The organism is Streptomyces tardus, from assembly GCF_018101125.2.
Taxonomy (GTDB): domain Bacteria; phylum Actinomycetota; class Actinomycetes; order Streptomycetales; family Streptomycetaceae; genus Streptomyces; species Streptomyces tardus.
Genome location: NZ_JAELVF020000001.1, coordinates 4725858 through 4743313, shown reverse-complemented (window position 1 = coordinate 4743313; position 17456 = coordinate 4725858). Strand labels below are relative to the sequence as shown.

Below are 17456 nucleotides of genomic sequence, written 5' to 3'. Positions count from 1 at the left end.
CGACGATTCTGCGCCGTACAGGGGGCCTTGCCGCAAGCCCCCCTGTGCGCTGTACCTTGAGAGTGGCAAGGAGCGCGCGCTCCTTGCCTTCTGTGTTGTCAGGGCCCCGTTGCGCCGGTGTCGTACGGGTGTTCCGGCCCCGCCGGTCTCCGCGCTCGCGGACGGCCCGTACGCCCGCCACGTCTTTCGCCCCGCGGGGGCCGAGCACGGCCGAGACCCTGTGCCGCGGGCCGAAGAGCCATCCACCCGCAACGGATTTCCCGGCGAGCGGCCCAGCGCCCTTGCCTCTGTCCGCACCGACAGTGCGAAGCCCTGTGGCGGCTCCTTCGACCGGTCCCCCGCCGCGGCCGGAGAGGCAGGCCGCGGCCGGAGCCGGCCGTTCGAACGAGCGCGAACACCCGTGAAAGGATCGCGTCATGACCGATCTCGCGACTCCGCAGCAGCTCGCCGACCGCACCGCCTCCGCGGTGGAGGCGGCCGTGGCCGCCGGGCGGGAGCTGGGCCTCACCGTGACGGACGCCAGAGTGCTGCACGACGTCTTCTCCGTGGTCGTCCACCTCGCCCCCTCACCGGTGGTGGCCCGGGTGCCCACCGTGCTGCCGGAGTCGACCGACCTCGTCTCGCTGGCCCGCCGCCAGCGCGACGAACTGGCGGTGACGCGCTGGTTGGCGGACCGGGGGACGCCGGTCGTGCCGCCCAGCCCGCTGGTCCCGGCCGAACCGGTGCAGCGCGACGGCTTCTCGATGACGTTCTGGGAGTTCCTGGAGGAGGACCGGGATGCGGAGCCCGACTACGCGAGGAACGCCGAGCTCACCGCAGAGCTGCACGCGGCGCTGCGGGAGTACCCAGGCGAGCTGGCCTTTCTCTCCGCCGCCGAACCGCACTACGTCGAGATCGGCCTGGACCGGCTGGAGGGCCGCACCGATCTGATCGCCCCCTCCCTGCTGGACCGGGCGCGCCGGGAGTGGGAGGTGTTGGGGCCGCTGGTGCGGTCGCGCGCCGCGTTCGAGGAGGCGTTCCCGGGCGTGGAGTTGCGCCCGGTGCACGGCGACTGCCCGCCCGCGAACATCTTCCAGGGCGTCGACGGCCACCGCTTCGCCGACTTCGAGTTGATCACCCTGGGCCCCGCCGAATGGGATCTGGCCTCGCTCGGCGCGGAGCTGGGCGCGGCGTACGACCGGGGCGCGGAGCGCAACGGCCTGCGCCCGCTGGACCCGCGGGTCCAGCGCTTCGTCGACGCGGTCGGCATGCTCCGGGTGGTCGCCACCCTCACACTCGTACCCCAACTCCCCGTGCTGGCCGACTACTTGAAGCCGGCGCTGGAGCAGTGGCCGGCGATGCCGTTCGCCGGCGGCCTGGACGACTGACGGCCGCCCCGCGGGAGTACGACACGGCCGGGCGGTGGCACGCGGTGGGCGGGACGGTCCCTCGCGCGGGTATCGAGCACGGACGACGCGCGAGCCGGGCGCGGGTGCGCGCCTGTTGCGGGTGCGCGCCGGGCGCAGGTGCGCGCCAGGTGCGGGTGCGGGCGGCGCGGTCAGAGCGTGATCAGCAGGAGCAGCAGGCCGCAGGCGAGCGCGATGATGAACGCCAGGCCGAGCGGGTTGCGGTGGTTGACGATCCAGCCACCCCCGAAACGCCAGTAGACGAACAGTGGTTCGCGCGAGTGTCGGGACATGACTGAAAGCGTAGTGGAGCGTACCCGGTCTGGCAGGAGGGCATCGGCGGCACCGCACCCGGGGGTCAGTCGCAGGACAGGCACCAGTTCCGCGGGCTGCCGGTGAGGGTGACGGTCGCCAGGGCGTGCGCGTCGATGCGCCAGTACGTATCGGGAGGTACGCGCAGCGCGTAGCAGAGCGCGGCGCGTACGACGGCCGGTTCCGCGACCGCCATCATCCAGCCGTCTTCCTCCAGCGGCCGGGTGTCCAGCCAGCCGCCTATCCGGGTGATGAAACCGGTCAGTGTCTCGCCGCCGTGCGGAGCGGCCCTGGGGTCTGCCAACCAGGCGTCGAAGGCCTCCGGTTCGGCCGCGGCGACCTCGCGCAGCGTACGACCGCGCCAGCGGCCCATGTCGCAGTCGCGCAGGGCCGGTTGGGCGAGCGGGGCGAGGCCCAGCGCGTGACCGGTCTCGCGGCACCGTTCGGTGGGCGAGCGGTAGCGCAGCCCGGCGGCGGCGAGTCCGTGCAGCACCGGCGCGCGGTAGTGGATCTCCTGCCAGCCGGCGTGGTCCAGCGGTCGGTCGTCGTCGAAGCGTGCGTCGAGCAGGGCGGAGCTGCGGGCGGCGGTCAGCAGCGTCAGACGGCAGCGCATGGCCGGATCGTAGAGCGGCGCGACGGAATGTTCGATAGCGCACGCACCTTCTCGGGGACGGCAGGGCGCCGTTGGCCGGAAACGACCGTGCGCTCTTGCGCCCCGCAGCCCACCTCCTGCGGGCTGCAGCCACCCGGCCGACCTGCGCCTACCGTGGCGGACCGGCTCGCCGTACGACCGCAGGCCGGCCTGCGGTAGGGCTCGGACGGCGGCGGCCGGGCCCCGCGGAGGCCGCCGGGATTCCGTACCCGCGTACAGACTTGTCGACATCGAACCGGACGGCCCGGCCTCCGGTCACTCCGAGATGCCCAGTCGACGGCAGGCCGCAGCAAGCCGGGCGATGCCCTCGGTCAGCTCACCGACACTGTCGGGGGTCGCGATGCTGAGCCGCAGGTGCGGTCCTGGCGCCTCGGCCGCGAAGTAGGGGCGCCCCGGGGCGAGCGCGACACCCTCGGCGAGGGCTGCCGCCAGGACGGCCTGCTCGTCGCTGCCGCCGGGGAGCGCGAGCCACAGATGGAAGCCCCCGCGCGGCACGTGATCCAGGCGCAGTGCGGGCGCCAGCCGCAGCAGCGCGGCGACCGCCGCCTCCCGGCGCGTCCTCAACTCCGCGGCGACCGCCCGCAGATGACGCGGCCACGCGGGCGTACCGACCAGCTCGATCGTCGCCTCCTGGAGCGGCCTCGGCACATAGAAGCTGTCGACGAGCTGGATCGCCCGCAGCCGCTCCACGACCGGGCCGCGGGCGGCGAGCGCACCGATCCGCAGATTGGGCGAGGTGCTCTTGGTCAGCGAGCAGATGTGGACGACGACTCCGTCCTCGTCGTCGGCCGCGAGCGTACGGGGCAGCGGGCCGGCATCCTCGTGCACCAGCCGCCGCGCGTAGTCGTCCTCGACGACGAAGGCGCCGGCGGCGCGGGCCGCGGCGAGTACCGGCCGCCGTCGGGAGTCCGCGAGCACTCCGCCGCCGGGGTTGCGGAACAGCGGCTGGCACAGGAGCACCCGGGCACCGGTCGCCCGGAACGCATGAGCGAGCAGATCCGGGCGTACGCCCTCGGCGTCGGCGGGGACCGGGACCGGCCGCAGACCGGAGGCCCGCGCCACCGCGAGCATCCCCGGATACGTCGGCGACTCGACCAGCACCGGCGCCCCGGGCGGCGCCAGGGCGCGCAGCGCGGTGGTGATCGCGCTCTGACCGCCGGCGGTGACCAGCACGTCGGAGGGGTCCAACGGCCCGCTCGCACCACCGATCTCCCGCGCGAACCACCCGCGCAGCTCGGCCACGCCCTCCAGAGGCGGCGGCCCCCACACTCCAGGGCGCCGGGCCGCCCGCGCGAACGCGGCGGCCATCGCCCGCTCGGGCTGGAGCCGGGTCGGCAGATAGCCGCCGTGCAGCGGGATCACGCCCTCGGGCGGAGTGCTCAGGGTCGCGAGCAGCCCCGAGGCGTCGACCGTGCGCGGCACCTGGTCCGGTGCGGACTCGGCGGAGAGCGCCACTTCCTGCCAGGAGGTGTCGGCGGGCGGACGCGGCGCCACCGGGCCGGGGGCGGCCCGGAACGCACCGGCGCCGGGCCGCGTCACCACCAGCCCTTCGGTCGCGAGCTGCGCCAGCGCCCGAGTAACGGTCACCGGACTGACACGATAGCGCTCCATCAGTGCACGACTGGACGGCAACTTCCCACCTGGCGCGTAAAGACCCAGCTCCGAGCGGAGGGAATCCACCAGACCGCGCACGCTGCTACTGTGATTCATGAGAGCAGAGGATAGCGCTACCGCAGATCAGTCGATAGCAATAGCAGAGCCGGGGCTCCTGTCGGGCACACTCTCCGACCGGCGGGGCACGGCGCTCGCGGCCACCGGCGTCGTCGCCTTCTCCCTCACCTTCCCGGCCACCGCCTGGGCGCTGGAAGGGCTCGGCGCCTGGTCCGCGACCGCGCTGCGCGTCGCACTCGCCGGCGTCCTGGCCGCGGCGACCCTGTGGTTCGCAGGCGCGAGGCGGCCCGCACGACGACACTGGCCGGCGCTGGCGACCGTCGGCGGCGGCGTGGTCCTCGGTTTCCCGCTGCTGACAACGCTCGCGCTGCAGACCTCCAGCACCTCGCACGCGGCGGTGGTCGTCGGCCTGCTGCCCATCACCACGGCCACCTACAACTCCTGGCGGCACGGCATCCGCCACAGCACCCGCTTCTGGGCGGCGGCAGTCGCGGGCGCGCTGCTCGTGGGCGGGTTCGCGCTCTGGGAGAGCGGCGGCGGGCTGACCACCGGCGATCTCTTCCTCTTCGGCGCGCTCCTGGTGTGTGCCGCCGGGTACGGCGAGGGCGGCCGGCTCGCCCGCGAGCTGCCCGGCTGGCAGGTCATCGGCTGGCCGCTGGCGGTGGCGCTGCCGTTCGCGGTCTGCGCCGCACTGGTCGCGCTCAGCCTGGAACCCGCCGAGCCGACGCTGCGCACCGTGGCAGGCCTGGCCTGGCTGGGCTGCGGTTCGCAGTGGCTGGGCCTGGTGGTCTGGTACCGGGGAATGTCGGTGATCGGCGTGGGGCGCGCCAGCCAACTCCAGCTCGCCCAGCCCCTGCTCACCCTGGTGTGGTCGGTCGTTCTGGTCGGCGAGCACCTCGGCCCGCTCGCGCCGGTGGCGGCGGCGGGCGTACTGGCGTGCATCGTCGTGACCCAGCGCAGCGGCTCCCCCGCACGGAGATCCGCCGCGAGCACGTCGCACAACGCGCCCGCCGCGCGAGCTTCCCGGCGGCGCGGGCCGCGAGGGGGCGGCGAGCCGTCGCACAGGTCGCCGGCGGCGGACGGAGAGCGGCCCGAGGGGCGCCCTCCGGAGAGAAACGTAGAATCGAACATCGACGTACATTGACCGATATCAACCGACATCGCCGACCGCGAACGGTCGGCGAAAATCTCGGCCCCCACCCCACCTCTCGCACAGGAGGCCCGTCATGCACGCGGAGAACGGCGACAAACTGCTGGTGCACGGCCGTACGGTCGGCCACCGCGACCAGGTGGCCGAAATCGTCGAAGTCCTCGGCAGCGGCGGCGAACCGCCCTACCGGGTGCGCTACGAGGACGGCCACGAGACGCTGATGTCCCCCGGACCCGACTGCGTCGTGAGGCGCGGAACGGATCACGAACGCGGCTGAGCACAACGACCGCCGCCCGCCGCGCAACGACCGAGGTCGTTGCGCGGCGGGCGGCGCGCGTGTGTACGGGCGCCCCGCACGGCGCCGCAACCCGACCGCGTACGGGCGGCGGGACGGCGACAGCGGTGCGCGGACTAGCGGTAGTGGTCGTCCACGACGCGGCTCATCGCCCCGCGGGGGTCGCTCGCCACGTGCACGGCGGAGAAGTAGGCGTGCCCCTTGACCTGGTCGTGGTCTCCGCAGAAGGTCAGATGACGGGACAGCTCGGCGGGGTCGCGCCACTGCTCCGGCTGGGCGGGGTCGGCCACCTTGTAGAGCGCCTCACCGACGTAGAGGTCCACTCCGGTACCGCGGACGACCTCGTTCCACCAGGGCACCAGCTTGGCGTAGTCGGCGGCGGCGAAGCCGATGTGCCAGTAGAGCTGCGGAATGATGTAGTCGATCCAGCCCTCGCGCACCCACTTGCGGCAGTCCGCGTGCAGGTCGTCGTAGGTCTGCACACCGGCGTTGGTGTCCGAACCCTCCGGGTCCGTCGCCTTGTTGCGCCAGACACCGAAGGGACTGACACCGAACGGCACCGGCGCGCGGCGCTTGCCGAGCGCCTCCTTCATCCCGCGCACCAGCAGGTCGATGTTGTGGCGGCGCCAGTCCGCCTTGTTGTCGAAGTCGCCGCCGTGCTCGGCGTAGGTGGCGTCGTCGTCGAAGACCGCGCCCTCCACCGGGTAGGGGTAGAAGTAGTCGTCCCAGTGCACGCCGTCGATGTCGTAGTTGTCGACCGCGTGCAGCATCGCCTTGGTGACGAACTCCCGCACCTGCGGCAGCCCCGGGTTGTAGTAGAGCTTGCCGCCGTAGGGCACCGCCCACTCCGGGTTCTTGCGCACCGGGTGCTCGGGCGAGAGCTGGGCCGGGTCCTCGGAGTTGGCTACGCGGTAGGGGTTGAACCAGGCGTGCAGCTGGAGTCCGCGGGCGTGCGCCTCCTTGACCGCGAACGCCAGCGGGTCCCAGCCCGGGTCCTGCCCCTGGGTGCCGGTGAGCACCTTGGACCAGGGCTCGTGCGGCGAGGGCCAGAGCGCGTCGGCGGTGGGCCGCACCTGGAAGTAGACGGTGTTGAGCCGGCGCTCCACCGCGGTGTCCAGGTGGGCGATCAACTCCCGCTGCTGGACAGCTGTTTCGAGGCCGGTGCTGCTCGGCCAGTCGATGTTCTCGACGGTGGCGATCCACACGCCGCGCAGCTCGGCCGCCCGGCCTCTGCCGCCGTCGGCCGGTCGACTGCCGGCCGCCACCGCGGGTACGGCGGTCAGCAGCCCGGAGAAGGCCCCGGCCGCTGCCGCCGCGAAGGTCCTTCGAGTGATGCGGCCCATACTGCCCCCTGACAGTTCGTGACTGTTGCCGGCTGTTGCGTCCGAGTTCGCCGGCAGATCGGCGTGGTGCAGAGCACAGCATGTACCGCCCGGCGCTGGGAAGGGCGCATGACACGTACACGGGTGTTCACCGACAACTGCGCGAAACTGCGCGACGGCTGGGCTACCCGGCAGTACATCGACGATCGCCGACGGGTAACGTCGTGCGGCGAGGCGCCGCGACCGCGTACGGCAGAGGTTGGACGCGGCTGTGCGCCGCGGACCGGAAACCCAGCGAAAGGCACATTGTGACCGACATCGAACGCGTCGGAGTGGTGGGCTGCGGCCAGATGGGCGCCGGCATCGCCGAGGTCTGCGCCCGCGCCGGACTCGAGGTCAAGGTCGCCGAGACCACCGGCGAGGCCCTGGAGTTGGGACGCACCCGACTGCGCAACTCCCTCGACCGCGCGGCCCAGCGCGGCAAGATCACCGAGGAGGAGCGGGACACGACTGTCGAGCGCCTCACCTTCACCACCGACCTCGGCGAGTTCGCCGACCGCGATCTGGTCATCGAGGCCGTGGTGGAGAACGAGCAGGTGAAGACAGAGATCTTCCAGGTGCTCGACCAGGTGGTCACCCGCCAGGACGCGATCCTCGCCTCCAACACCTCCTCGATCCCGCTGGTGAAGCTCGCGGTCGCCACCTCGCGCCCCGACCACGTCATGGGCATCCACTTCTTCAACCCGGCCCCGGTGCAGAAGCTCGTCGAGCTGATCCCCGCCCTCACCACCAGCGAGGGCACGGTCGCCAGGGCCGAGGCCATGGTCGCCAATGTGCTCGGCAAGCACTCCATCCGCGCCCAGGACCGCTCGGGTTTCGTGGTGAACGCGCTGCTCGTCCCGTACCTGCTCTCCGCGATCCGGATGTACGAGAGCGGCGCGGCCGGCCGCGAGGACATCGACAACGGCATGGAGCTCGGCTGCGCCCACCCGATGGGCCCGCTCAGACTCTCCGACATGGTCGGCCTGGACACCATCGTGGCCATCGCGAACTCGCTCTACGACGAGTTCAAGGAGCCGCTGTACGCCGCTCCCCCGCTGCTCCAGCGGATGGTGGAAGCCGGTCACCACGGCCGCAAGACCGGTGTGGGCTTCTACTCCTACGACAGCTGACCCGGCGCGCACGACGCACGACGCGAGAAGGGGTTCCCGATCGGTGATCGGGAACCCCTTCCCATGCGCCCAGAAGCGCAGGAACCGCGGACGGCCTCAGACTCCGCGCAGCTCCGCACCGGTGCGCTCGGCGGCCACCGCCACCGCTGCCTCGCGGGCGGCGCCGACCTCCTCCGCGGTCAGCGTGCGGTCGGCCGCGCGGAAGCGCAGCGCGTACGCCAGCGACTTGGCGTCGCCGCCGAGCTGCTCACCGGTGTAGAGGTCGAACAGCCGCAGCGACTCCAGGAGTTCACCGGCGCCCTCGCGCAGCGCGGCCTCGACCTCCGCGGCCGGGACGTCCGAGCCCACCACCAGCGCGACGTCCTGGGTGGCCACCGGGAAGGCGGACACCGCGGGGGCCGTCACCAGCCGGCCGCCGGCCCGCTCCACGGCGTCCAGGTCCAGCTCCATCGCGCCGGACCCGGCCGGCAGGCCGAACGCCTTGATCACCCGCGGGTGCAACTCACCGGCGTGGCCGACGTGCTGCTCCTCGCCGTCCACCACCACGCTCAGCGCGGCGCAACGGCCCGGATGCCAGGGACCGTACGCCCCACGGGTGACGCGCAGCTCCGCGCCAACCGCACGGGCGACCGTGCGCGCGGACTCCACGGCGTCCGCCCACAGCGCCTGACGGCCCTTGCCCCACCAGCCGTCCAGCTCGCGAGCGCCGCTCAACACCACGGCGGCGTGCCGGGGTTGGACGGGCAGAGCGGCGTCCAGCGCCGCGATCTCCTCGCTGCTGGGCCGACGCTCCGCGGACAGACCGGCCGAGGCATCGGCGACGGCCACCGTCCCGTCCGCACGCGGGTGGAAGACCAGCCCGGTCTCGAAGAGCGCCACGTTCTGCGCCCCCCGCCCCTCGTTGCGGCGCAGTGCGGCGAACAGGCCCGGCAGCAGCGTCGTGCGCAGCCGCGGCTCCTCGTCGGAGAGGGGGTTCACGATGCGCACCGTGCGCCGTGCCCGGTCGTCCGCGGCCAGCAGCAGCCGGTCAAAGACGCCGGGGCCGACGAACGGGTAGCTCAGCACCTCGGAGTAGCCCTCGCCCGCAAGCGCCCGGCCCACCCTGCGGTGGGCGCGCTGGCTCTCGGTGAGCCCGCGGCCGGCCGGGGGCCTGGGAAGCGTGGACGGCAGGTTCTCGTAACCCTCCAGCCGGATGACCTCCTCCGCGAGGTCGTTGGGGTCGTTCAGGTCGGGACGCCAGCTGGGCACGGTGACGGTCAGCTCGTCGGAACCGTAGACGTCGCAGCCCACCTGCTGGAGCCTGCGGACCACGGTCTCCCGGCCGTACTCCACACCCGCCACCCGGTCGGGGTGGTCGGCGGCCATCGCCACAGTGCGCGGACCGCCCGGGGTCACCACCTCCGTCACACCGGCCTCGGCGCTGGCGCCTGCCAGCAGCACCAGCAGGTCGACGGCTCGCTGGGCCGCGGCCGAGGCAGCCTGCGGGTCGACGCCGCGCTCGAAGCGCTTGGACGCCTCGGAGACGAGCCGGTGCCTGCGCGCGGTGCGCGCCACTGCGACCGGGTCGAAGTGCGCGGCCTCGACGACGATCTCGCGGGTGCCGGCCACCTCGCCGGTCTCCGCGTCCTGCTCGGCGTCCGCGATCTCGGTCTCCGCGCCGCCCATCACACCGGCCAGCCCGATCGGGCCGCGCTCGTCGGTGATGACCAGGTCCTCGGGGTCCAGCTCGCGCACGGCGCCGTCGAGGGTGGTGATCTTCTCGCCGGCCTCGGCACGCCGCACGCCGATGGTGCCGCGCAACCGGGACCGGTCGTAGGCGTGCAGCGGCTGACCGAGCTCCAGCATCACGTAGTTGGTGATGTCGACCGCGAGCGAGATCGGGCGCATGCCCGCCTTCTCCAGCCTGCGTCGCAGCCAGATCGGCGACCGCGCCTCGGGGCGCACTCCGTGCACCGCACGGGCGGTGAAGCGGTCGCAGCCGACCGGGTCGGCGACCTCGACGGCCGGACCGTGCTCGTTGGCGGCGGGGGTGTCGATCAGCGCCGGGTCGCGCAGCGGCACGCCGTACGCGGTGGCCGCCTCGCGGGCGAGGCCGCGCATCGACAGGCAGTAGCTGCGGTCCGGGGTGACGGCGATGTCCAGCACCTCGTCGACCAGCTCCAGCAACTCGATCGCGTCGCTGCCGACCTCGTGCTCGGGCGGCAGGACGATGATCCCGTCGTGGTCCTCGCTCATGCCCAGCTCGGCGGCCGAGCAGATCATGCCCTCGGAGACCCTGCCGTAGGTCTTGCGCGCGGAGATCTTGAAACCGCCGGGCAGTTCGGCGCCGGGCAGCACCACGACCACCTTGTCGCCGACGGCGAAGTTGCGGGCGCCGCAGATGAGGTTCTGCGGCTCGCCGGTGCCGTTGGCGTCGCCGACGTCGACCTGACACCAGCGGATCGGCTTTTTGAACTCCGTCAGCTCCTCGACGGCCAGCACCTTGCCGACCACCAGCGGGCCGGTCAGGCCCTGACCGAGCCGCTCGACCGTCTCGACCTCCAGGCCCGCGGCGATGAGCTTGGCCGCCACGTCACGACCGGTCTGCCCCTCGGGCAGCTCGACGTACTCCCGCAGCCAGGAAAGCGGGGCGCGCATCAGATCTCCATCCCGAACGGCTGGGTGAACCGGATGTCACCCTCGACCATGTCTCGCATGTCCTCGACGTTGTGGCGGAACATCAGCATCCGCTCGATGCCGAACCCGAAGGCGAATCCGCTGTACTTCTCCGGGTCCACGCCGCAGGCCACCAGCACCCGCGGGTTGACCATTCCGCAGCCGCCCAGCTCGATCCAGCCCTCGGAGGAGCAGGTGCGGCAGGGGCGGTCCGGGTTGCCGACGGACTCGCCGCGGCAGACGTAGCAGACCATGTCCATCTCGGCGGACGGCTCCGTGAAGGGGAAGTAGTTCGGCCGCAGCCGGGTCTTCATCCCCTCGCCGCCGAACAGCGCCCGGACCATGTGGTCCAGGGTGCCCTTGAGGTCCGCCATGGTCAGGCCCTCGTCCACCGCGAGCAGCTCGACCTGGTGGAAGACGGGCGTGTGGGTGGCGTCCAGCTCGTCGGTGCGGAACACCTTGCCGGGACAGATCACGTACACCGGCGGCTCGCGGTCGAGCAGCGAGCGGATCTGCACCGGCGAGGTGTGCGTGCGCAGCACCATCCCGGACTCGCCGACGGCCGAACCGCCGCGCGTACCCGCTCCGTCGGCCGGCTCCCGGCCGGCGTCGACGAAGAAGGTGTCCTGCATGGTGCGCGCCGGATGGTCCGGCCGGATGTTGAGGGCGTCGAAGTTGAACCACTCCGCCTCGACCTCGGGCCCCTCCGCGACCTCGTAGCCCATCGCGACGAAGACGTCCTCGATGCGCTCCATGAGAGTGGTCAGCGGATGCCGGCCGCCGCGCGGCGCCCGCTCGCCGGGAAGGGTGACATCCACCGCCTCCTCGACGAGCACACGTTCGTCGCGCTCTGCCTCCAGCTCCTCCTTGCGAGCTCCGAGCGCCTTGCCCACCGCTCCGCGGGCCTGGCCGACGCGCTTGCCCGCCTCCGCCTTCGCGTGCGGCGGCAGGGCGCCGATCTCCCGGTTGGCGAGCGAGAGCGGGCTGCGGTCGCCGGTATGGGCGATCTTGGCCTCTTGCAGCGCCTCGAGGTCGCCGGCGGCGGCGATGGCCGACAGCGCCTCGTCCCGCGCCTGGTCGATCGCTTCCGGTTTCAGTGCTGCGACCTCGACTGGGTCGTACGACTTATTGGGTGCGGACATCTCTTCCCGTGCTTCCGATTGGCTGGCTGCGCGCATACCCCGTGACACATGGGCGCCAAAGGTGCCAAGGAGGCAGTCTAGTGCCCCTGCGGACAGGCCACCGAGGGCAGCGCACACGGACTGCTCTGCGAGAAAGCCCGTGGGGCGGGCCGCCGTGAGCCGCAGTGCGGCAACCTCAGGAGAGGACGGCGGGGGCACCCACGGGCAGGGTAAATCGGAACTCCGCGCCGCCGGCGGGCGAGCGGCCGACCGTGATCGTGCCGCCGTGCGCCTCGACGATGCCCTTGACGATGTAGAGCCCCAGCCCGGTGCCACCGCGCTTGCTGCCCCGCCAGAAGCGGGTGAAGACGCGGCCCAGCGACTCCTCGGGAATACCTGGCCCCCGGTCGCTCACCGTCACGGTCGTCCCCTCCTGGGCTCGGCGTGCCGGGCTCCCGGGGGAGCCCGTACCGCGACGCTCGCGGCGCAGGCCCGGCCTGCCCTCCAGCACGGCCGGTGCGACCTCGATGGTGACAGGTCCCTCGCCGTGCCGCACCGCGTTTTCCAGCAGGTTGCCGAGCACCTGGTCGATCTTGTCGGGGTCGGCCCACAGGGCGGGCAGTGGCGGCTCGATACGGACCTCGAACCGCTCGGCGGCTATCCCGGCGGCGAGATGCGCCTCGACGTGACGGCGGACCGCGGCGGCCATGTCCACCGGCTGCTTGCGCACCTCCAGGCGCCCGGAGTCGATCCGGGAGATGTCCAGCAGCTCGGCGATCAGCCGGGTGACCCGGTTGGCGTCGGCGTCCACCGTCTCCAGCATCAATCGCTTCTGGTCGTCGGTGAACCGCTCCCACTTGGCCAGCAGGGTGGCGGTGAAGCCCTTGACGGAGGTGAGCGGGGAACGCAGCTCGTGGGCCACTGTCGCGATCAGCTCCGCCTGGTCGCGCTCGCTGCGGCGGCGCGCCTCGGTCCCCCGGACGGCGACCACCAGCCTGCGTATCGGACCGGTCGGGTACTCCCGCACGTAGCTCGCGGAGACCAGGACCTCACGGCCGCCGGGCAGCAGCAGGTTGCGCTCGGGCTGTCTCGTCCGGGTGGCGAGGCCGCCGTACGGGTCGGTGACCTGCCACCAGCGGCGCCCCTCCATGTCCTCCAGCGGCAGCACGCGCTCTATCGGCAGGCCCAGCGCGCTGGCCGGGTGCAGCTCGGTGATGCGGGCCGCGGCGGCGTTGAAGCAGACCACCCGGCCCTGCGGGTCGGCGATGACCAGGCCGTCCGGCAGGTCGTCCGGCGTGACGCCGCACTCATCCGGCCGGTCGACGGCGCCGGGTGTGCTCGCCCGTGCCTCGAACCCCTCGACCCCACCGGCCGGTTCGCCGAGGGCGGGAGCCTGCTCCGCCCCTCGCGTCCCGTGTGACGTCCCCACGTCCACCCCCACTCACCCCCGCCCTACGGCCCGCGGTACGACCCGCGCTGCGGGCCCGCAGGTCACGTCACCCTACTAGCTGGAGGTGACAGAGCGGCACCCTCCGGAGGCACGCTGTGCTCGGGCGGAGGCGTAGAGGCAGACGGCGGCGGCGGTGGCCAGGTTGAGGCTCTCGGCGCGGCCGTGGATCGGGACTCCGACAACCTGGTCGGCCAGCGCCCTGGTCTCCTCGGGCAGGCCCCACGCCTCGTTGCCGAAGATCCAGGCGGTCGGCTCGCCCATCGTGCCGCGGTCGAGCTCGTCGTCCAGATCTGCGGCGCCCGTACCGCCGTCGGCGGCGAGCACCCGTACGCCGAGGGCGCGCAGCCCCTCCACGGCGCGCTCCACCGGCACGCCGACGGCGACCGGAAGATGGAAGAGCGAACCGACCGAGGCCCGCACCGACTTGGGGTTGTAGAGGTCCACCGAGGCGTCCGTCAGCACCACCGCATCGGCGCCCGCCGCGTCCGCGCAGCGCAGCACGGTGCCCGCGTTCCCCGGGTCGCGGACGTGGGCGAGCACGGCGATCAGACGCGGCCGGGAGGCGAGGATCTGCTCGAACGGCGAGTCCAGGAAGCGGCAGACGCCGATCAGGCCCTGCGGCGAGACGGTCTGGGAGATGTCGGCCATGGTGGCGTCGGAGGCGAGCGAGACGCGCGCGCCGCTCTCCGCGGCCCGGCCGACGATGTCGGCGTACCGCTCGGCGGCCTCGGCCGTGGTGAACAACTCGGTCAGGACGGGGAGTTCGGTGCCGTCCTCACCGGCCCGCCGGTGCGCCACCGCCTCGCGCACGGCCTGCGGCCCCTCGACCAGGAAACGCCGCTCCTTGCTGCGGAAGTTGCGGCGCGCCAGGCGCCTGGCGGCGACGACGTGCGGGTTGCGCGGAGAGATCGGCTCGTCCGGGGCCATGGCGGGGGCGTACTCGCTTCCGGTCGGGAACAAAGCTGACCCGCAGGCGCAGCGGCCTGCGGGTCAGCTGAGGAACGTCCTCTGGCTCAGGCGGCCTTCGGGGCGTTGACGTCGCTCGGGAGCGCCTTCTGCGCGACCTCGACGAGCGCGGCGAACGCGTTCGGGTCGTTGACCGCGAGGTCGGCGAGGATCTTGCGGTCGACCTCGACCTCGGCGGCCTTCAGACCCTGGATGAAGCGGTTGTAGGTGACGCCGTTGGCGCGGGCAGCGGCGTTGATCCGCTGGATCCACAGCTGACGGAAGTCGCCCTTGCGCTTCTTGCGGTCGTTGTAGTTGTAGACGAAGGAGTGGGTGACCTGCTCCTTGGCCTTGCGGTACAGGCGCGAACGCTGACCGCGGTAGCCGCTGGCCTGCTCGAGGATCGCCCGGCGCTTCTTGTGGGCGTTTACCGCCCGCTTGACGCGTGCCACGTGTTAACTCCTTGAAGCGGGGCCGGAGTTGACTCATCCGACCCGGAAATCGATGGGGTCCCGGTTCTGCTGCCGCCCCGGTGCGCGTCCACGCACGGGCGGCAGCCGGCTCACTTGCCGAGAAGCTTCTTGATCTTCTTGGCGTCGGCAGGAGCCATCTGGGTCTTGCCCGCAAGGCGACGCGTCAGCGTGGACGGCTTGTGCTCGAGAAGGTGGCGGCGGCCGGCGCGCTGGCGCATCACCTTGCCGGAGCCGGTGATCTTGAAGCGCTTGCTCGCACCACTGTGCGTCTTGTTCTTCGGCATGGTCGCCGTTCTCTCCTCGTCGGTGGCGTTTCCGCCCGCTCTGCGCGCTGTACCAGCGGCTCCGTCAGGCGGAAACGTCAGGCTGTCTTCGTACGGTGTTCCGGTCGGCCGGGCTCACGCCCGGCCCTCCGGACAGGGTTCACGCCTCGGCGGGCTCCTGCTCGGGTGCCTCGACGGCCTCCGGCGCCTCGGCGGACTCCGGCTCGTCGGCCGACTCGGTGCCGCGCTGCCGCTCCGCCTTGCGGGCCGCCTGCGCCTCACGAGCCTCGGCCATCGCCTCGGTCTTCTTCTTGTGCGGACCGAGAACCATGATCATGTTCCGGCCGTCCTGCTTCGGGTTGGATTCCACGAAGCCCAGGTCCTGGACGTCCTCCGCGAGCCTCTGCAGCAGTCGGAAGCCGAGCTCCGGCCTGGACTGCTCACGACCGCGGAACATGATCGTGATCTTGACCTTGTCACCCTGCTTGAGGAACCGGACGACGTGACCCTTTTTGGTGTCGTAGTCGTGCGGGTCGATCTTCGGCCGGAGCTTCATCTCCTTGATGACCGTGTGCGCCTGGTTCTTGCGCGCCTCACGGGCCTTCATGGCCGACTCGTACTTGAACTTCCCGTAGTCCATGAGCTTGCACACGGGGGGCCGCGCGGTCGCGGCGACCTCGACGAGGTCGAGGTCGTACTCCTGGGCGAGCTCCAGTGCCTTCGCGAGCGGCACGATGCCGACCTGCTCGCCACTGGGACCGACGAGTCGCACCTCGGGGACACGAATCCGGTCGTTGATACGGGGCTCGGCGCTGATGAGGCCTCCTCGGATTAGCACCGTGCGGTTGTCTGGCGGACAGCCGCACAACGTCTGTTCGATCGACCGCCTCGTTGCTACCCGCGACGCACAAAACGCCCCGGACGAGGACACAGATGAGGGCTCCAACAGACGGAGCACCACCACAGTCTCGCGGGGCGCGGTCTGACCACGTGACCTGCCGACCCGGGGGTCGATCAGGTGGGAGCTTGGAGCCTCCACTTGAGGGCCGGGCACAGTGATGCCCAACCGGTCGAACTTCATGTTACAACACCCGCCGAGCGGTCGGAGCCACCCCGTGCGCCCGGGCACGCCCGGCCCGTACGCCTCGCGCGCCCCTCCCCCGCACGCGCCTCGCGCCCCGTGTTCCACGCCGCGTGCAGAGCGCTTCCGCCGCCGGGGCCGGGGCGGCAGTGCCGGGCGCGGAGGCCCGTACGCACTCGCCTAGGCTGGCCGTCGTCCCCCGGGCGCACCCTGCCCGACCGCCGCGCACAGACCGTCCGCACCGCCGTCGCCGCGGCCGGACGAGACGAGAGAGCCATGACCGACGCAACGCCCCAGCCGCAGGACTCGCCCGAGGGCGAGCCCGCCCAGTTCGACGCGATGACCCGGGACATCGCCGACGTTCCCGCCGTCGAGGTGATCACCACCGTCGCCGTCCACCTCATGAGCTCTGCCGCGGTCAACCTGGGTCTCGCCGAGGAGGGCGAACAGCACAAGGACCTGGACGAGGCACGCAAGCTGATCCACGCCCTCGCCGGGCTGGTCACCGCCGGCGCCACCGAGATCGGCTCGTACCACGCCGCGCCGCTGCGGGACGGGCTGAAGTCGCTCCAGCTCGCCTTCCGCGAGGCGTCGACCGTGCCCGACGAGCCGGGTCAGGGCCCCGGCGAGAAGTACACCGGTCCCGTCCACGGCTGAGCCGTCCGCGTGCGGGCAAGCGCGCGAGGACGCCCGGGACGGGGCGGCCCCGGCGGCGGGAACGTCACCGGGTGTAGACGGGTTCGCCGGGCAGTCTGCCGTCCGCGGGCAGCAGGGCGAGATCCAGTCCGCGGACCAGGCGCTCACGCAGCGTCGGGTCCGCGGCGAGCGCCCCGGCCAGCCGCCGTACGACCTCGCCGGCGTCCGCGGCCCCGTCGAGCTGGAGCGCGAGTGTGCCGTCGCTGTCCCGGCCCGCGCCGAGGGTGGCCGCGCGCACCCGTGGCTCGGTCGCCAGCACCTCCCGCAGCGCCCGGTGCACCTCGGTGTCCCGCAGCGGGTCGCCCACCTCGGTGCGGCCCTGGGCCAGCGCGCGCAGCGCGGCGCCGCTCAGCTGGTAGGTGACGGGGCCCGCCAGATCGAGCACCAGGGTGTCCGCACCCTCTTGCACCGTGGCGCGCAGCGCCTGGTGCAGCGGCACCGCCACCGGCCGGGCGTCGGCGCGCCAGCGGGCGAGGTTCTCGGTGCAGGTGAACGCCGGCAGCGCCCGACGGCCGCCGGGTGCGGACAGGGTCGGTACGGCCATGTCGCTGCTCTTGTCCCGGCGCAGCCCGTCGGGGCCGGTCTCGGTTTCGCCGAGCACCGCGACGACGGGCACCAGCAGCCGCGCGCGGGCCAGCGCGGCGAGCAGCTGCGGCTCCGCGGTGCGGTCCTGGTGCCAGGCCTCCAGTGCGCGGGCCAGCTCCGGGTCTGCGGAACCGTCGTCGTCGGGGAAACCGGAGTCGGGAATGTTCTTGAGCGCCACCCGAGGAGCGTAGCCGCGCCGGGGGCCGGCGGGGCGGGCGGGTTCAGTAC

The 17456-nt window shown here is 72.6% G+C and carries 17 protein-coding genes; 5 read left to right on the top strand and 12 right to left on the bottom strand.

The genetic code is table 11. From position 1 onward, the window contains the following. Positions 1–416: 416 nt before the first annotated feature. Entirely contained in the window at positions 417–1367 is a 951-nt protein-coding gene (locus tag JGS22_RS20325; RefSeq protein ID WP_211039961.1) for a phosphotransferase, read from the top strand. 170 nt (positions 1368–1537) lie between these two features. Here JGS22_RS20325 and JGS22_RS20320 read toward each other — a convergent pair whose 3' ends face one another. The 3 genes from JGS22_RS20320 to JGS22_RS20310 form a co-directional block, all read right to left on the bottom strand. After that, on the bottom strand, positions 1538–1678 hold the full coding sequence (locus JGS22_RS20320; protein WP_211039962.1) for a hypothetical protein: 141 nt from the start codon (positions 1676–1678) through the stop codon (positions 1538–1540). Between the two features lie 65 nt (positions 1679–1743). Then, the gene (locus JGS22_RS20315) at positions 1744–2310 is read right to left on the bottom strand and encodes a histidine phosphatase family protein (RefSeq protein ID WP_211039963.1); all 567 of its coding nucleotides are present in this window, start codon (positions 2308–2310) and stop codon (positions 1744–1746) included. 294 nt (positions 2311–2604) lie between these two features. Further along, entirely contained in the window at positions 2605–4059 is a 1455-nt protein-coding gene (locus JGS22_RS20310; protein WP_211039964.1) for an aminotransferase-like domain-containing protein, read from the bottom strand. On the opposite strand from JGS22_RS20310, the gene JGS22_RS20305 reads away from it, so the two are divergent. Together JGS22_RS20305 and JGS22_RS20300 are read left to right on the top strand one after the other, a co-directional pair. After that, on the top strand, positions 4058–5164 hold the full coding sequence (locus JGS22_RS20305) for a DMT family transporter (protein ID WP_211039965.1): 1107 nt from the start codon (positions 4058–4060) through the stop codon (positions 5162–5164). The genes JGS22_RS20310 and JGS22_RS20305 overlap by 2 nt on opposite strands. Before the next feature lie 82 nt (positions 5165–5246). Beyond that, complete coding sequence (locus tag JGS22_RS20300; RefSeq protein WP_211039966.1) at positions 5247–5447, top strand: DUF1918 domain-containing protein; 201 nt, start codon at positions 5247–5249, stop codon at positions 5445–5447. A 134-nt stretch (positions 5448–5581) separates the two neighbouring features. Here JGS22_RS20300 and JGS22_RS20295 read toward each other — a convergent pair whose 3' ends face one another. Continuing rightward, the gene (locus tag JGS22_RS20295) at positions 5582–6808 is read right to left on the bottom strand and encodes a glycoside hydrolase family 10-like protein (RefSeq protein WP_211039967.1); all 1227 of its coding nucleotides are present in this window, start codon (positions 6806–6808) and stop codon (positions 5582–5584) included. A gap of 287 nt (positions 6809–7095) precedes the next feature. On the opposite strand from JGS22_RS20295, the gene JGS22_RS20290 reads away from it, so the two are divergent. Further along, positions 7096–7959, top strand: a complete 864-nt coding sequence (locus JGS22_RS20290; RefSeq protein ID WP_211039968.1) for a 3-hydroxybutyryl-CoA dehydrogenase — start codon at positions 7096–7098, stop codon at positions 7957–7959. A 96-nt stretch (positions 7960–8055) separates the two neighbouring features. Here JGS22_RS20290 and pheT read toward each other — a convergent pair whose 3' ends face one another. The 7 genes from pheT to infC form a co-directional block, all read right to left on the bottom strand. Next, positions 8056–10596: a phenylalanine--tRNA ligase subunit beta gene (pheT, locus tag JGS22_RS20285; RefSeq protein ID WP_211039969.1), complete on the bottom strand. Its 2541-nt coding sequence runs from the start codon at positions 10594–10596 to the stop codon at positions 8056–8058. Then, positions 10596–11756 (bottom strand): phenylalanine--tRNA ligase subunit alpha, encoded by a 1161-nt coding sequence (gene pheS, locus JGS22_RS20280; protein ID WP_211039970.1) that lies wholly within the window; start codon positions 11754–11756, stop codon positions 10596–10598. The genes pheT and pheS overlap by 1 nt, the downstream gene beginning before the upstream one ends. A 175-nt stretch (positions 11757–11931) precedes the next feature. Then, positions 11932–13170, bottom strand: coding sequence for a sensor histidine kinase (locus JGS22_RS20275; protein ID WP_211039971.1), 1239 nt, complete (start codon positions 13168–13170; stop codon positions 11932–11934). Positions 13171–13239: 69 nt separating this feature from the next. Further along, on the bottom strand, positions 13240–14112 hold the full coding sequence (locus JGS22_RS20270; RefSeq protein ID WP_216815048.1) for a TrmH family RNA methyltransferase: 873 nt from the start codon (positions 14110–14112) through the stop codon (positions 13240–13242). An 86-nt stretch (positions 14113–14198) separates the two neighbouring features. After that, a complete protein-coding gene (gene rplT / locus JGS22_RS20265; RefSeq protein ID WP_211040514.1) occupies positions 14199–14582 on the bottom strand; it encodes a 50S ribosomal protein L20 in 384 nt (127 codons plus the stop codon). A 110-nt stretch (positions 14583–14692) separates the two neighbouring features. Further along, the gene (gene rpmI / locus JGS22_RS20260; RefSeq protein ID WP_211040515.1) at positions 14693–14887 is read right to left on the bottom strand and encodes a 50S ribosomal protein L35; all 195 of its coding nucleotides are present in this window, start codon (positions 14885–14887) and stop codon (positions 14693–14695) included. A gap of 139 nt (positions 14888–15026) precedes the next feature. After that, complete coding sequence (gene infC, locus JGS22_RS20255; protein ID WP_308405773.1) at positions 15027–15704, bottom strand: translation initiation factor IF-3; 678 nt, start codon at positions 15702–15704, stop codon at positions 15027–15029. 519 nt (positions 15705–16223) lie between these two features. Here infC and JGS22_RS20250 point away from each other — a divergent pair. Then, complete coding sequence (locus JGS22_RS20250; protein WP_211040516.1) at positions 16224–16604, top strand: DUF1844 domain-containing protein; 381 nt, start codon at positions 16224–16226, stop codon at positions 16602–16604. 64 nt (positions 16605–16668) lie between these two features. On the opposite strand, the gene JGS22_RS20245 is transcribed toward JGS22_RS20250, so the two are convergent. After that, positions 16669–17406 (bottom strand): SseB family protein, encoded by a 738-nt coding sequence (locus tag JGS22_RS20245; protein WP_211040517.1) that lies wholly within the window; start codon positions 17404–17406, stop codon positions 16669–16671. Positions 17407–17456 lie beyond the last annotated feature (50 nt).